General features: G+C 38.8%; 17 protein-coding genes. All 17 read right to left on the bottom strand.

Features of this window, described 5'->3' with window-relative positions:
* Positions 1–2: 2 nt before the first annotated feature.
* The 17 genes from RCP16_RS11710 to RCP16_RS11790 all read right to left on the bottom strand — a co-directional run bounded on the left by RCP16_RS11710 (position 3) and on the right by RCP16_RS11790 (position 16,182).
* Entirely contained in the window at positions 3–410 is a 408-nt protein-coding gene (locus tag RCP16_RS11710; RefSeq protein WP_308640326.1) for a hypothetical protein, read from the bottom strand.
* Positions 394–759, bottom strand: coding sequence for a hypothetical protein (locus RCP16_RS11715; RefSeq protein ID WP_308640327.1), 366 nt, complete (start codon positions 757–759; stop codon positions 394–396). Before RCP16_RS11715 ends, RCP16_RS11710 begins: the two co-directional genes overlap by 17 nt.
* 103 nt (positions 760–862) lie before the next feature.
* Positions 863–2,071 carry a right-handed parallel beta-helix repeat-containing protein gene (locus tag RCP16_RS11720; RefSeq protein WP_308640328.1) on the bottom strand — a complete coding sequence of 403 codons (1,209 nt, stop codon included), beginning with the start codon at positions 2,069–2,071 and terminating at the stop codon, positions 863–865.
* 28 nt (positions 2,072–2,099) lie between these two features.
* Entirely contained in the window at positions 2,100–2,279 is a 180-nt protein-coding gene (locus RCP16_RS11725; RefSeq protein ID WP_308640329.1) for a CD1375 family protein, read from the bottom strand.
* A 17-nt stretch (positions 2,280–2,296) separates the two neighbouring features.
* Positions 2,297–2,515: a hypothetical protein gene (locus RCP16_RS11730; RefSeq protein ID WP_308640330.1), complete on the bottom strand. Its 219-nt coding sequence runs from the start codon at positions 2,513–2,515 to the stop codon at positions 2,297–2,299.
* A 140-nt stretch (positions 2,516–2,655) separates the two neighbouring features.
* Positions 2,656–4,788 (bottom strand): hypothetical protein, encoded by a 2,133-nt coding sequence (locus RCP16_RS11735; RefSeq protein ID WP_308640331.1) that lies wholly within the window; start codon positions 4,786–4,788, stop codon positions 2,656–2,658.
* A gap of 15 nt (positions 4,789–4,803) precedes the next feature.
* Complete coding sequence (locus tag RCP16_RS11740; RefSeq protein ID WP_308640332.1) at positions 4,804–5,331, bottom strand: hypothetical protein; 528 nt, start codon at positions 5,329–5,331, stop codon at positions 4,804–4,806.
* Between the two features lie 11 nt (positions 5,332–5,342).
* On the bottom strand, positions 5,343–6,404 hold the full coding sequence (locus RCP16_RS11745; protein WP_308640333.1) for a hypothetical protein: 1,062 nt from the start codon (positions 6,402–6,404) through the stop codon (positions 5,343–5,345).
* Positions 6,401–7,555, bottom strand: a complete 1,155-nt coding sequence (locus tag RCP16_RS11750) for a baseplate J/gp47 family protein (protein WP_308640334.1) — start codon at positions 7,553–7,555, stop codon at positions 6,401–6,403. The genes RCP16_RS11745 and RCP16_RS11750 overlap by 4 nt, the downstream gene beginning before the upstream one ends.
* A 15-nt stretch (positions 7,556–7,570) precedes the next feature.
* Positions 7,571–8,470, bottom strand: a complete 900-nt coding sequence (locus tag RCP16_RS11755) for a baseplate J/gp47 family protein (protein ID WP_308640335.1) — start codon at positions 8,468–8,470, stop codon at positions 7,571–7,573.
* On the bottom strand, positions 8,467–8,829 hold the full coding sequence (locus tag RCP16_RS11760) for a hypothetical protein (RefSeq protein WP_308640336.1): 363 nt from the start codon (positions 8,827–8,829) through the stop codon (positions 8,467–8,469). Before RCP16_RS11760 ends, RCP16_RS11755 begins: the two co-directional genes overlap by 4 nt.
* A gap of 4 nt (positions 8,830–8,833) precedes the next feature.
* Positions 8,834–9,532 carry a hypothetical protein gene (locus tag RCP16_RS11765; RefSeq protein ID WP_442789683.1) on the bottom strand — a complete coding sequence of 233 codons (699 nt, stop codon included), beginning with the start codon at positions 9,530–9,532 and terminating at the stop codon, positions 8,834–8,836.
* Complete coding sequence (locus RCP16_RS11770) at positions 9,453–10,079, bottom strand: hypothetical protein (RefSeq protein ID WP_308640338.1); 627 nt, start codon at positions 10,077–10,079, stop codon at positions 9,453–9,455. Before RCP16_RS11770 ends, RCP16_RS11765 begins: the two co-directional genes overlap by 80 nt.
* Before the next feature lie 2 nt (positions 10,080–10,081).
* The gene (locus RCP16_RS11775; RefSeq protein ID WP_308640339.1) at positions 10,082–11,836 is read right to left on the bottom strand and encodes a LysM peptidoglycan-binding domain-containing protein; all 1,755 of its coding nucleotides are present in this window, start codon (positions 11,834–11,836) and stop codon (positions 10,082–10,084) included.
* Positions 11,833–15,441, bottom strand: coding sequence for a peptidoglycan DD-metalloendopeptidase family protein (locus RCP16_RS11780; RefSeq protein WP_308640340.1), 3,609 nt, complete (start codon positions 15,439–15,441; stop codon positions 11,833–11,835). The genes RCP16_RS11775 and RCP16_RS11780 overlap by 4 nt, the downstream gene beginning before the upstream one ends.
* A gap of 17 nt (positions 15,442–15,458) precedes the next feature.
* Entirely contained in the window at positions 15,459–15,668 is a 210-nt protein-coding gene (locus RCP16_RS11785) for a hypothetical protein (RefSeq protein ID WP_308640341.1), read from the bottom strand.
* A gap of 46 nt (positions 15,669–15,714) precedes the next feature.
* Complete coding sequence (locus RCP16_RS11790) at positions 15,715–16,182, bottom strand: hypothetical protein (protein ID WP_308640342.1); 468 nt, start codon at positions 16,180–16,182, stop codon at positions 15,715–15,717.
* Between the last annotated feature and the right edge of the window lie 34 nt (positions 16,183–16,216).

Here is a 16,216-nt window from a genome sequence, read left to right on the forward strand (position 1 = left end):
GATTAATTCTCCTTTGTAGATAGGTCTATTTGTTCCTGATTAAATACTTCTGTTGGTTCTTCTTGCACAAAGTTAACTTCTACTCGTTTAAGCACACTATCTTTACGAAGTTTTACAGATAGTGTGTAAATAAAATAAGCTGCCATCAATAGAAATATTGATAGACAGCCCCAAACTACAGACATTTTAAATTGATTGAACTTGTTAACTGATCGTTGATCCAAGTAAGCTTGATTCTCCTGTAACACTTGATCAGATTTTCCACTTAGAAGTACTTTGGTATATTCCACTTTGGTATGTACATAAGTATCTTGTACATCTGCCCAATCTAGCCATTTCACAAAACAAGTGAGCAACCAAATGACAAGTAAGATATTGATCACCCACCTGAGTTTACCCTGAACTTTCATATGAAGCATTCCTCCGTTCGATCGCCAACTTAATCTCTTGTAACTCAACAACAATCACTTCATTCTGACGCTCAATGATTGTATACAGACGTTCTTCACGTTGTTGTGACTCTGCATCTCGCTTATCCATCTCGGCAGTCATATCTTTGTCTCGACGACCAAGTTCTTCTATTAAAAATTCTTGTTGAGCTTTATGCTCTTCTTTATTATCTTCAATCTGTTTTTGATATTGTGCTTTGTTATCGTCCTCTTTTTTCTGAATGTATTTCCAGAAAAATGCTACTACTGCCATAAGCATGATAGCATAAGGTCCTTGTGTAGCTAATCCATTGATGATGGTTTGTTCCATCGCCTGCCCTCAATTCTGAATAAGTTCATATGTGTGTTTATAATCATTAGAGCATGCTGCTCACCTCTAGACATAATAAAAAGCCCTCCTATGTGCTGAGGGCTTATACTTGAATGATATTCCCGTCCACTTTGATTGTACGATCGTATCCTTCAACAAATATATTTTTGATTTTATTACCCGGGCTGTTTTCCACATTAATCAAGGTATCTGGCTTTGTTGTTCCATCTACAGAGGATATCTGTAAATCTTCGATCAATGAGTTGGTTACTCCAGATAGTTCAGGATGTTCCTGATATAACTTAATCAATGAACCTGACTCACTACCACAATAACCTTCCAATTTCACTCGTCGCAAGATGAATTTTTCAGCGTTGGCAATCATGATTCCATTTTCGGTGCAAATGCGAAATGTCACATCTTCTAAAACACAATTTGCCGCTGCTGGTTTAGTAGGAAGTGTATTGTATGCTGTTAACCACTTTCCTGAATTGACACATTCACCTTTTCGGAACGTAGTCCCATCAGTATGTCCAATGCTGATCGCTCGTTTAGCATTTTCGATATAGAAATCTTCAACAATATGATCGCCACCTTTTTCAAAGTGAATACCCGATAATGCTGCATTACGCACAGTAACATTCTTGGCTCTTACACCAGTACAATTAGCTATACCTACTCCAATGCCATTCGCTGTAGTCGCATTCGTCTTTCTGATCTCTACACCATTGATCGTAATGTTGCTAAAGCCGTGATCCGGGCAATTGATCTCTAATCCATCACCGGCTCGTTTTGAATTCATATTCCCAAACTTATAATTACTAATAGTCAGTCCCGATCCAAGTGGTTCATCATGATAATTTTTAGTATCAAAAATTCGATAATCTGCGCCTTGTTCTTGAACGGAATCATTGAATAGCAATCCCCAACCTAAGTCGCCCAAAATATCTAAATCATCAATAACAGTGTCATACGCTTTTGTTCTACACACTACGGATTTTCTGTTATTAAATCCATCCACTTTGACACGTTTTAGACTGGCATTACGAGTATTTACTAATTCAATGATAGGATCGTTACTACTATATCCTTGACTGTATACATATATATCTTCTAGAGCAGAAGAATCTTCTGTTAAAATGAGTGAAGCTACTCCTGAAAACTTGATTGCCCCGTTAATAATACGAACACCTGCAGGAATATCTACACGTTCTGCAATCCATACATTCGTTCCATTCAGGTCCACAATACAATCGCTAGAAGCGGCAGCTGATATTGCTTGTCGTAACGTCTGTCCATATTTAACCTGCATAACTCACTTCCTCAAGTAAATGTAACTTCTATTCTACAGTTAATGGTTTACCGTCAGTGCCCAAGCCCATTGACTCCATATCTATTTTAACTGCGTCTTTTAAAATACCCGGTACACTTTCATAAGTACGGCGACCGGCGATAATCAGCGTTATATATACAATGACCATAGATGCCATATGTTCTTCACCTCCCTTCCATTTAAGCATGAGCCATAGTAAGAAAATCATGGCTTCATCAGCTTATCTATCTGCGCTTGAACACTAATTAACTGCTCAAACATCGAAGCAGTAGCATCCATCAGTGATAAGTTTTGTTGCTCCAACTCTTTGATTCTTTGATCGGAACTAATCGGTATAGGTTGATTATTTAATTCATCTATATCTTGTTCAGACATGCCTTCTAACCATTTTCCAGAATTAAAATCCCAATATGGTTTGTACAACCCAGCAGGTACACTCTCAGAAATTATAGTTCTTGAATTTTCTTTTTTTCAAATTAATAAAAGAATCTTCTACTAAAATATCTTCAATATAATTACCTTCTTGATCAACAAGTACTGCAATCTTCATACGCTATCCCCCTTTATTGCTCTGCTTCAAACATACCTGATATTTGTAAAAACCCACTTTGAACAGAACCAGTTGCAAAAACTAGTTCGCCATTACTTCTAATCTCTGCTCCGCTAGTGTTTATAATACTGCTATCTGCATTACGGCTTGTAACTGAAAAACCTACTGCTTTGCTTGGTCTGTACCCAGCTGGAAATCTTGTGAGTACTGTTGAAATTATTCCTACTCCTCCACTTACCCCAAAGGAAAAATGAACAAAATTTGTACCAGCAACCTTTTTAAATCCATTTATAAATGACCCAACAGCTATCCAGCCACTGAATAAAGTAGGAACAATAATACTAGTTGAATCTTTATCTGATTTCTTATTCTCTGTAACAGATATGCGGCGTATAATTTGTTGTATTTCATTAGATAAATTATTTAATATTGCAAGTTCGCTCGTTGGGAAATTCCCTACAAAACTGACTACTGGGTATTTTGTTATTACTACATAGGTAGCTGAATATGCAGAATTAGGATCATACTCGGTAATTGGAATTTGTGCTTGTTGCAAACCTATTTGTCCAGAGAACTCACCAGTACCAACAATGGCCCAACGATCAGGACGATTATTTTTATAAATTTGAATAAATTTTTGTACTCTATTAGCTAGTGCAGATGGTGGATTAGTGGTTCCATTCATCCAATAATATTCTCCTACTGGCTGTGGAGTGGCTGATTCACGCAAAACCAATCCGCTACCAATCTCGATAACATTTCCACCTTGTACTAGATCTAATTTCCCTTCACTTGAAATAGGTTCTGTAATCAATGTTGTACGCTTGTACATCAACTCATAAGGTTTAAATTCTGCTGCTTTTACAGTTGGAACTATTAACGTCCCTTCTGCATAACCATTATCTGAATTAACTCCATTTGTGCGGCGCGCCCAAGCCTTATTTGTACCGTCTGTTCGATTATAAATACTTGAACCATCAGTACTTGTAGAGGTATCATACATTTTCCATCCATAGAAGTATGCTTTGATTTCATTAACTGTCGGTGTGTAACTGTCTCCCCATCCACTGTCGGCTGTAGCAATAGAATATTCAACGACTCCGTTAGTGATATTAACGTAAATTTTATTAGCCCCGTAGTCACTCACGTCACCAGTAGCTCTTGAAATAATATCACTAGTATATTTGGTAGAATAAACAGGCTCCGCTACGCCTGCTATCGTCATATAGACTTTCTTATATCCACTTCGATTGCCGTCTGATGAAAAAGACCAAGACTGGCTACCGTCTAACTGTAACTTGCGCCAAAAAGTATTTTTATAATAATGGCCATCTAGTCCTTTGATCAACATATCTGCATCGACACCATTTGGAGCAGATAAAAGTTCTGTATTGAAAGCTAGTAATGCTCCAATATCTGTTTTATTAGCGTCTGTCCAACGAAGCGCATAAGGATTTTTAGTTCCAGATAAGCCTTCTGTATAAGGATATCTAACAGCTATACTCGCTGCATTCATTGATCCTACGGAACTGTATTCAACATCAGATAACTCGTATAGTCTTACCCCATCTATATATGCTGATTGACCAGATGCTCCGGTTACATTTATACCCATTATTAGATTTGCAGTTGAAGATGCAGTAAATAATAGATATGAACCTTGAAAAGATGATGTAGAAGTAACTGTTGTACCATTAAAACCTGTTACATACACTTTAAGATTGTTGGCCGTGCCATTTTTGAGGTCAGCGATAAGCACATATTTTTTCCCAGCTACAACAGGGATCGACTTATATACATTTCCTGCACTTGCAGATAAGGTCATTTTTATTGCATTTGATCCATAAGCTTTATTTGCTGTATCTAATACACCACTTCCACCAGTGAATGACCATCCAGTAAGTGTTTCGCAGTTCCCATCACGTCCAAGCAAATTCAGCAAAGTACGACCAGTAATTCCCGACAAATTAAATAAAGAGTCTTTGGAAACAGTTACCGTATTTGTTCCAGAATCTAAAGTGACTGAGGTATTCTTACTAGTATCTAATCTAGTGAATATATCACCTACACCTTGCTCAACCCGATTCAAGTCTTCTGCTTTAAGTACTTCACCATCTACCCAGTTTGTTTTAGGTGTATATACCAATGTGTTCGCTCCTTTCTAAAACGTTATTTTCCAAGTAAATGTGAGTTGATATTCATTTGTTTTATTAATAACGGGTACAGTTTTGTAATTGAAAATCTGCCCCGATCCGAGTGTGTTGGTTGCATCGCCGCCGAACATACCCATCTCCACTAATGATCCATTTGCTTCATTTTCCAGAAACGTAGTGGTCAGCTGAAGAATATTAGTTTCAGTACTGGTCGCTTGCCCGTTCGTATCTAAATAAGTCCATGAAGTAATTGGTTTACGTGCTAAAGCAGTCCGTAATACCGTTTGTAATGAACTCGGTGCTTGTGGATTCTGCAGTGTTCCATCACCTACACCGGTACCGACTTCTAAATGTGTAATGCCTGCACCCCAACTTGTTCCTGGCCGCATACGCTTGGCCATGAATTTGGAAGCATTAGCCACGATCAGGTTTTTGGTATGAAACTCCTGAACGATCTGATCATTTTTTAGAGGGCCTTTGTGCAAATAGATACTCAAAAATCCTGAAGGAAAAGGAAATATATCTTCTAATTTCATAATTGTGCTCCTTAATAAGTTTTTTCAGATACAATTTGACCATTCTTAGTGAGCGTTACTTTTACGACATCCTGTGATGCTGTATAACGATTACCTAATTTACCTGTACCTAATACACTCATACCAAGCTTGAACGCATCATCATAAGTAGAAGCTGGCAATGTATAGCTTTCTGTCAGTCCAATTGAAGTAGAGAACGTTTCTTTGGGATTAGGAAAAGTTTCTGAGAATAAAGCTTTTACATTAGCGTTGAGTACATCCATTTCTGCAAAAGGCTTGCCTTGTGCGCCTGCTACGTAGGATTTATAGTCCTCTACAAATCCAGGCGATACGTAATTTAAGAAATAACGAATACCAGCCCCTTTCGCTTCAGAGAGGATGGTATGTAGATCAGAAGAATCTTCGATGTATTTAGTATCAACAATCAATTCAAACTCTGCCGGTGCTTTATCTCTCACATCGATATTAGTATCCTGCAATCGATAAGATAGTAGCTCCTTCAAAGCAATATTGTTTGTCTTGGGATTAAAGATCCACATAGTGAATCGTCGAATGAAATTATTGTCGTTTTCTCCCGGATTACGCTGTAACGAAAAAAAACTAGCCCAGTAATCCAGCCAGTCTCCTTTTGCCATGTCCCTGTTCAGTTGTAAGATGGCTTGATCAGTATCCATTTCTGCTTGACGTAAAGCCCGATATAGCGGATATAATCTTTGCCAAGTTCCACTACTAAATGCAGATAGGGTAACGTCTAGCGCTTGATTATAGACTTCAATTAAAGCTAGTACACCAACATTAAGATAATCTGCTACATCTGCCGTAAGCTCAACCTCGTAGCCCATACTACGAATCAGTTGTAATACTTCGTTCGGTTCTAATCCTTTCAAAGCAATAACTTGCTTCTGTGGTAAATCGGATCGAAACAAAGAATTATGAAAATAGATACATCCAGCATCGATAGTGACACGATCGTATAAGCCTGAGCTTTTTTTAATGTGCATATAAGGAAAATCTTTCGGCAATTTGTTCCACTTATCACCTAGATTATCTAATAGCTTTTTTAGAATGTTCATAGCAGTCCTCTATCATAGATGAGCGGGAATACTGGAACTAGAATCTCCGTTTTAGCAGCGACTAGATTATTATAGGTCCATGTTGATCCAGCATCTGTAGATAATTCAATCTTAATATCATAGACTCCAGAAAGCAGTTTGATTCTGGTCTCAAGCGCTGTTTGCACTAGTTCTTGGCCTTGTGTCTGAGCGGAAAAGAAATCTCTAATCTCGCGTTCTACATATATGATAATATCTGCTTCGGATACACCGCTTTCTAATACTAGATGCAGGCGCATCGTTACTTTTTTAACAGAAGCAGAATACAAATTCACTAAAATACCTGCAGGCTTGTATCCATAGACAGGTTTTCCCTTTTCGTAGTAACCAGTAAGATTCCTCTGCGTTGCTGTAATCAGATTAGATGATGCTTCCCCTACTCCATTCCAGATATAACAATCCACTTCGCCTTTACGATTGATTAAATCTTCGAAAGCGCGTGCATCAACGACACGTTCGATAATATTGCCTTCAGCATCTAAAATCTGAGTCGTAGTAGCTCCGTACTCTACAGCTGGTAGTGTACCTCTACTGAGTGACGATACAAATTTTTGAAATCTGTTTTTTTGTTCATCTAATGTTTCTTCTTCTTTACCAGTACTGAATGATAATGTATTGGTTACTGAATCGACACCTGCAGGCTTGGAAACAAAATCTGCTATACTACCAGCTTCGATATTCCCATCAATGCCAGGAGTAGTACTGATAACGGATACTGTTGCCAACTTCGTACCTACAGCAATAATTGCGTCTGTTGTCGTTCTAAAATTTATAGGTGCTAGCGTTGCCGTTGCTCTTGTCTTTACAAGTGTGCCAGCAGGTATCAAGTAATTATCATCTGCTATGGTGGATCGACTAAAAACAACTTGGCCAATAGCATATATAGCAGGTAATTTGGAAAACCCCATAACAGTGTAGATATTCTCAGCGATTAATTTACGAATACTGCGATATACTCGATCATAATACTCTTCAAGTTCTTTAGCAGTGGCTTCGATTAATGTTCGTGCGCGTGATCCGATTCTAAAATCAGTAATTTTTGGTGATACACCGCGCGACCAATCTACCATATCTTGTACGAGTTCTTCCATAGACTTACGTTCAAATGCCACCTATACTCCTCCTTTCTATGCGGCTACTGTAGTTTGAAGTTGAGATTCAGTTCCTGCCGCTGTAATCGTGATATCTACATATATAGATGTCTGAGTAACCTCGATAAAGTTAACAACAACACTTTCAATTCTTTCATCATCTAAAAGCGTCTCGATCACATCTAGTTCAATTAATTTTTTAACATAAGGTGCTTGAGCAATACCGATAAGTTCATGTAGTCGACTACCATAAGTCGGATGCTGGGTTAAACTGCCTCTACGCGTAACCAGCCGATTATTTGCAGATTGTTGAATATTTTCTGAACCTGATACTGAATCCCAATCTCCCGATCCGTCATCTATCAAATCGCCATCAGGCGTAAACAATAAATCCGTTCCTGCAAGTTCTTGAATATAGCTAACCGAAGGTTGTTGCGTTATCTGATCACTATCATCAATATAGATCACTTGCCCAGTTAGTCTGACTTTGGCATCTTTCCCATTACTAAAGGGATCAGGATTTGTAATTGTCAATTGTCCATAGGAGATATTCGATTGAATTGATCCAATCCCAATGATGCTACCAGCGATGGCATTTCCAAAACTTCCAGCAGTCGTACAGCGGACATAAAAATAACCCTCTGCTAATCCAGCAGCAAGGGTTGCGTCTTCTGTTAACTCATATTGTTTTTGAATACCTTGTGCATCCTGCTCTGTAACGAATTGAGAGCCTGCATAAATAGTTAAAGCCTGTTGAACTTGATCTCTACTAATCTTGATATAGCCGCCTGCAAATAACTCATAATAAGCTTGTCTACTAGTCATCGTATACGGATATTCCAATTGATTATAATCTGCTATATCTTGCCACTTCACATTGTACAAAACTGCTAGACCTTGTATCGTATCGGCATCATTTAATACGTGTTCTATCATATGCCTTCATCCTCTACTTCACTAGGTGTTCCTATAACGACTGATCCTAAGTCATTATATAATTGCCGAAGTTGATACAAAGAAGTGAGTACACTTCTTAATTCCAACAATATATCAAATGGAATATTATCTGCTGTACCTAAGCTATTACAGGTTTGCCGGCAAAGCATAATATACTGTTCTAGCTCATCCGTATTGATATCTACTCGATCAAATAATGCTTCGTTATAATCCGACAAAGCACTGTTTGCACGTAAAGCATATGCAGTGATCGATTCGATATTCGTTTTCTCATCACGTAGAATAGGAAAATTAACGAATGTAGGAGATTCTTTTGGTAGATAATACGTTTCTTCCACATTATCACCCTCCTGTTACTTTATTCAGAAACTCGCCTATATTCGATATGTTGTTGGCTAGTTTATCAGCAATTTTTTTTGTACTTGGATTACGCTTCAAATAATCTTCAGCTGCTTCTTTGCGCGTTTTAGTTAATCGACGCAAACAGGTAAATCGAAATTCATAACGATACAAGGTAGGTTCTGACTTACTACGTTGGACCCTAAAATCTTGTGGCTGGATCTCATAGTACTCATCATCTTCCCAGTTGTACCAATACAAAGAGTGTTGGGGATCATTCGCTTGTAAAAATTTACGATAGATTCTTGAACGAAAAGCAGTCAGTTCCTCAAAACCATCCATTTTTTTATGTTCTGCACTACTTCGAATGCTGTAACCAGTCGTACCTGAGATTGTAACGGTTGGTAGCCCTAATCCAAAGTCCTGTACATAAGCACCACCGAGCGTTTGGATAATGTTTCCCCGTGCTTGTTCATCTTGATTAAAATCAGAAGGATTGACTAACAAAGTATGAAGAACTAAAGCGCCAGAATTACCATTTGGTTGTGTCTTTCTCATTTCAAATGTCATCCTATAGAACTTTTTCAAATCGCTTGTTCTCTGGTTAACTAACGCCATGTTATCATCCTTTCTTAATATCTCCCTTAGGCAATTTGAATGTAGCTGATCCCGTAGGATGGAAGAATTCAAAACCTTCTGCATTCATACGAATATAAGCCAGCTCATCCCCTACCGGGTAGCTAGCTTCTACTTTATTTTTATCTATTGTGAATGTAGCAGGCTTACCTACTCTGTCTGTCGGAAAACTAACTAAAGCATGATCGGGATCAAGTTCAATATATGCTCTTTTTAATTGATTTGAATCATCCAGCAGATTACTTTGTACATCTTTGTGCGCAAGACCATCTTTAATGCCAACATCATATACAGGTAACTGCAGTTTAATTTTGTCTTGTTGAACAGATATGAAGTTAGTAGAGTAGCTGCTATTCTTCTGGAAACCGATTAAATACGGTGAATCTTTCCGATTATCGATATAGCCAATTAATACACTATCACCCACTACTGGCTCACGATCAATATCATTCATCACCCAAACAGGTACCGGTTGGCTATAGTCTAAGAATATGACTTCGATCCTGCTAAACTTGGAATAGTCTTTGGTGCTAGTTACTTTAGCTAACCGTGCAGAGTTAAAGGGCGGTTGACGATTAACAGTTCTGCCACCTAGAGCGCTTTGATCCTTCATGTTTAACCTCCCGGTATCTTTAATACTTGCCCAGGATAAATGTATTTACCTAACTGAGATGTATTACGTGCATCTCGCCTAATTAACATTTCTTTATTAGCATTCCAAATCTTCGTCCAATCATCGCCTTTGCCGTATACTTTAACAGCAATACTATATAGGCTATCCCCAAGCTTGATTGTATAGTAATCTGCTTTAACTTCTGCATTCGTCTTCTGTGCTGTACTTTTATTTTTAGAAGCAGACAATTTTGTTGCAGTTTTATTAGCAGCAGGCGCCGTCGTCTTCTTATAATCTTTACCGCGTGTAAGTGACAATGTTGTAGTCCAGCCTTCAAACACATTAAAAGATTGCGTAACTGATTCGATATAAAATTCTTTCATGATCCCACTAGCCTGTAGGCGTTGGCCAATTCGATAATTGCCTTTACCTCTTACTGTCATAGTTCCATTGAGAAATAAATGATTATTCTCGAACCAAGATTTTAATTTAGCTGTATACGTTTTGCTCATACCTTCTAATAAAGTTGTACCAGTCTCGTCGCTTTCATCAATAGATAATCCTTCTATCTGAACTTCAAGAGGTGATAATCCATAACGAGATACGTTTTTCTCGTTCATTAGTGGAGGTACCACACTTTTAAGATCAAATCCGATTGGATTGATTGTTGTCCCTGCCCAAAATAAATTATAATGTTCATCGTCTGAAAATGATAAATCTTCATCAATCACATCAGATGCTGTCACTTCATGTGTGAGTAACTCATTCCATGATGATTTATCAAATGGTGTATTTCGCAAAAACACAGACACGACACCGTTATCTTTGCCAAAAGGAAATCTTGGATATGGATAATATCCTTTTCCCTTTGGAAATCTAGATTTTGACGAATCGGAAGCTTCCTCGATAGTTTCGTTAATAACCTGTGGATTGCTTTTATTATTCCATGCTTCGTCTGGATCGCGAACATCTACAAAGAGTTCAGTAAATGGTTTGATAGCTGCTCTCTCCATCAGATTCCATAACGATCCTTCGTACTGATCTGCCGTAAAAATCATTGGCAGGAACATATCCACTTTAGCAAAATTGTATCTCAAGATATTAGTTACATCGACTTTTTTAGCAACAGGTTTGGTCTTCTTCTCATCCCAAACTGTCCAATTTACGCTATTTAATTTAGGCAGAATGAAGCGCATAATATTATCTAAAATAACAGCAGGTGTACCCTTCATAATATTCTCGTTTGTAAAATAGCTCATTAAAGTGAGCCAGCCTTCATTGGTCAAAAAGAATTTTTCTGAATCTGCTGATTTATTGTTACCAATCTGCGGATAAAACTTCAAATTAGACTTGATGAGTACTTTTCCAAAATCTCTACCGGTGATAGATGTAGCCATACCACCATCAACGTCTCTTGTTCGCCGTACTCGATCAACTAACCCTACCATGACACTTGATAAGGATTCACCTTTAATCGTCTTATAACCCATTTGTATAACTACAAGGTCATTGGATTTGATTAGCTGTGAACTAAACCATTTCCCACCTGCTAATGTCATGCTAAGAGTACCAGCAGGTGCATCTAGAGTTTTTTGTGTAGAAACAGATAGAACTTGATTGGTGGGATCATCTTCATCACTTACCGTACCTTTAAGTTGATAACAAGTTTTTTCAGTATGGAAACTTACTCTTACAATTGGAATATAGCGTGTACCTTCAACTCCACCGACAGGTGCCCAATCGTAACGTTCTATCATGAATAACCTACCTTTGTTGGAGACATACGTAATTTTTGTTTTTCAGATTCTGCTACAATCTTTTTGACAAGCTTTTCTAGGTGGCTTCCTGTTACTTTATTTAATGTTTTCGCGCCTTCACCAGTGATGTTTAGATTGACTGTAATCTCTGACTTTGTAACACTTTGATTAGCAGACCCTTTAGCAGCAATTCCAAGATCACTATCACCGAATCCTCCACCTGTACCTAAAGAACGTAATAATTGCTCTGGATCCATTCTTTCTCCAGCACTATTCAAATAACCAAGGTGAAGATGACTACCTGTAGTACTACTTCCACTACCTGCTACTCCAGGTGCTCCACCTACATTGCCGATCCAATCTCCACTACCAACAGTTTGACCAACTTTTAAATCAGAATTCACCTTAGAAAGATGTGCATAAAAATAGGTTTTACCATCTTTCATCTTAACGCCTACCTGAGTACCACCAGATTCTGTATTAGCTTTTCCATCTGGATCAAGCTTGCTTCCATCATCCATTTTGATGAATGATACTTCTCCTCCAGTTAATGCACCTACTTTATCACCTTGTGATCCTTTAATATCTAATCCAGCGTGAGTATGTGTTCTTATAGATTCATTAGCTCCAAATTTACTTGTAATACGGTCCTGCCAACCATTAAAGAAACCGTCCCCTGATCCAGTAGACATTCCACCGATCAAACCATTGGCAATGGAAACAACACCTTTAGACCAATCGTTATTCATATTATCAGGGTCGTTTTTCGCACCAATAGGTGCATATTTATGTTGGACTGCTTCAATAGTATCCACGCCTTGGTCAACATAATTTTTTTTCAAATTACGTGCCATTGCTTCAATACCATCTTCAATCGAATCAAATTTCTGCCAACCATTTTTTCCGTCTCTCATACCACCAATATTGTTTTTGTTTACAGCCAGTGGGGATGTACCATTTCCACTTTCTTGTATAGCAATAGCAGCTAAGGCAGCGGGATCAATTCCATTAGCTAAACCAGATTTTACAAATTGAGCACCTTTTCCTTTCAAAACACCGCTCAATTTTTTATCTAAATCAGACGCGCTAATCCCGGTCATATCCGTAATTTTCGAAGTAATACTATACCCATCTTCTAAACTTTTAGGTAGACCAGTTAAGGTAGTGCCACCACCTAATAAATCAGCGATCATTTCTTTAATACCTTGATGTTCAGAATAAATGTCACTCATTTTATTCTGCACCGTATAAAGCATTTGGCGGAAGAACCAAGTTCCCTTAGTCGTTAAATCTTTAGAATTGTATTCCATAGATTTGTATTTATCATTTGCATCTTTCGCCATATCAGTAGTCGAGCGATCCATACTTTTAAAGTTCTTTTGACCACTCGTAGACATGTCTTCTACATTTTCAGTAACTTCACCGGGCATTCGTCCAATATCTGAATCGCCTATACCACCACTATTGCCCCAAAGCCAATCCCATCCTTTGGACAATGCACCTTGACGGTCATCTCCATAAGCTTCTTTACTAAAAGGATTATCGAATAGCCCGGGCGTTTTAAGTTGTCCTTTGTCGTGACCAAAAAACCAATCTCCAACCCCGTCTCCAGCTTCCATTGCCATATCAGCAGTACCAACCGATGCTAGTGGGCCAATAAACTTGTTACTTAGTAATTTAGTGAGAAATCCGCCACCTGCAGTAGCCGCACCTCCCCCAACAGCTTCAGCAGTGGTTACAGCTTTAGAAGCAGGATTAAACCAATTTTTCACTTTCTTGAGAATATTAAAACCAGCATATGCGCCTGCTCCAATTGCTCCTGCTTCTACTGGATTTTCAGCTACATATCCAGTGATATTGCTAACAGTCTCACCTACATTGCTACTCGTTTCTTCACTAACTCCTAGTTTTATAAGAGTATCTTCAACAAATTGGCCTAAGCCTTCTTCTAAAGTTTTAACTGTTTCACTTACAGCATCAAAGCCTTGAACAAGCGTTCCTACAAAACCACCTGCTCCTTCTTTCAGCTCATTAACAATCTCAACAAACTGATTACCTAGATCAGTTAAGCTTTCTTTATACTTAGCATCAATATCTAAAAAACCTTGACCTGTTTGATCTGCACGTTCTGTATCATATTTAGCGCCAGAATCAATAGATCCATTTTTCATAGATTCGATCTGCTCAGGATTAAAAGCGGTGAGTCCGTCGGTCGCATCGTAGAATTCAGAAGCTTGGCGTTTAGTTGCGGCAAAGCCACCGTCGGTTAACCAACGTTGCATAATACGTTTAGTCAGCTTATCGTTACCACCACTAACACCCTTAACGTACTTCGCCATGGCTGGAATGTTATCTTCATTCATCAATCCATCTTCATAGGACTCTTCTAGATCAAATAGATCCATTTTGCCATACTTTTCTGGCTTGTATCCCTGTAATGCACGAACGCCCATCCACTTCCAATTGTCGTTATCAGGAGAGAAGATACCACCTAAACCGCTAATCATACTTCCACCAGACGCACCGGTTAACTGCTTCATGCCGTTCTCGTTACCAATCTTGTCTAAGGTAGTTTGATAAGCAAGAATCTGCTGAGTACTACCATCCTTTAACGTAGTATTCATCTGCTGTAAAAGTGTATTATTGGTCTCCATGACTTCTAGAATACGTGGAGTCATCCCAGATTCTGATACACTGCCAGCAATCGCATCAGCAAATGCCTTAGGTGTGGACATTCCGCCAGATGCTCTGTTAGTACCGGTTGCCCCTGCTACTTCATCTGTAGTTAATCCGTAAGAACGTCCGAATTTCATTAGACCTTTTTGTTGATCTGTATTGATGTTGCCAGCCAGACGTGTATATTGATCAAGGAATCCCCAAGACTCTGCTGAACTGTAACCCATACGGTCGCTACGTCCAACATCTCCCGATTTGTCCCACATATCTTTACCATCGCCAGCCCAGCCCTTTTGACCGCGCATACGTTGTGCTAGATCAAGAGAATTAACTTGTCGATCGTAAGCCAACCCGTATGATTGCGATACAACAGCACCTATCCCGCCAATACCAGCTAGACCGAGGCCCATTTTGCCCATAGTCATTGCTCTACCAGCAGTACTCTTCATGAATTTGCCGATAATACCATTGTTTAATTGATTATTGATACCATCTGCATTTAACCCACCCGAGCCACCACTACCAGAACTTTTGAAACCGCCGGATTCTTTAGTACGTGTGTTATACAAGCGTTCGGCTGCTATGAGTTCTTTACGAATAACATCCAAGTTCTTCTCACGTTCACGAATCGTTTTTTGAATTTCAGAACGTTCCGATCGTTGAGCCGTTTGCATTTTTGTATATAGAGATTCAACAAGATCATTTTGCTTGCGAAATTCTCCGTCAAGTTCTTGCATCGTTTCAGAGAATCTACGTTTATAGATTTCTAAAGCACGCAATTGCTTGTCGTCAAAGAATCCGCCACGATTAGCACCTTTATCTACAACACCGCTGACACCTTTAAGATCCTGCTGCAACTGTTTCAATCCACGTGAAAGCTGTCCAAATTCTCCTTTAGCAGAGACTCGAATTGTCTGTTCTTTAGCCACTTGTCATCCTCCTTCCTTTATTCGACATCTTCCCAGTCATCTTCTTCAGATGAACGTTCCACAGGCTTTGTAGGACCATAATCGTAAGATAGCTTGCTATCCGTTTCTTCCACTTCTTTCTCCCAATCATCGAACTCATCATCTTTGAACTCTTCTTGTTTAGGATTATTTGCTTTACGATCAAACTCCATATGTGCGAATTCTAATTCAACTTGTTCGTCTGTCATAGCTAAGATGCGTGGATCAGTAGGTGGTAACCCACCGTATACATACTTACGGAGTATCCAAAGCTTCCGCTCCGTCGGAGACTGTACTATCTCCTGGAAGTGATTTGCGAAAGTCTTTACGGAAATTACCTAACCAGTTCCGATAGAGTCCGTATACGTGTAACAATAAATCATGATCTTCAATAGCTTTTAAATTCAGCAAACATTCAGGACGTTTGTGCAATACTACTTCTAGTTCAGCAAGAGCTTGTGCAGTAAGCATAATATCATCATCTACAAAACGAGTATCTTGTATGCCAGCAGTACGTAAAATCTCTGATTTAAGAGCACCCATACGCATCGTATCGCCGATCGTTGGCTTTTTGAATACCAATACACCTTCATATTTGTTGCCTTCGAGAGATTCGTAGTCTAAAATCTCACCTTCTTTTAATTCGCCGCCTGCTCTAGCTTTCAATGCAAGTTCTGCAGCTTGTTGAGCTTGTTTCTTTTGTTCTTCAGTTACTTCTGACATATCAGTTGCTCCTTAAAGTAGATTAGCCCTCTAT

The sequence above is a fragment of the Paenibacillus nuruki genome, from assembly GCF_963311185.1.
Lineage (GTDB): Bacteria > Bacillota > Bacilli > Paenibacillales > Paenibacillaceae > Saccharibacillus > Saccharibacillus nuruki.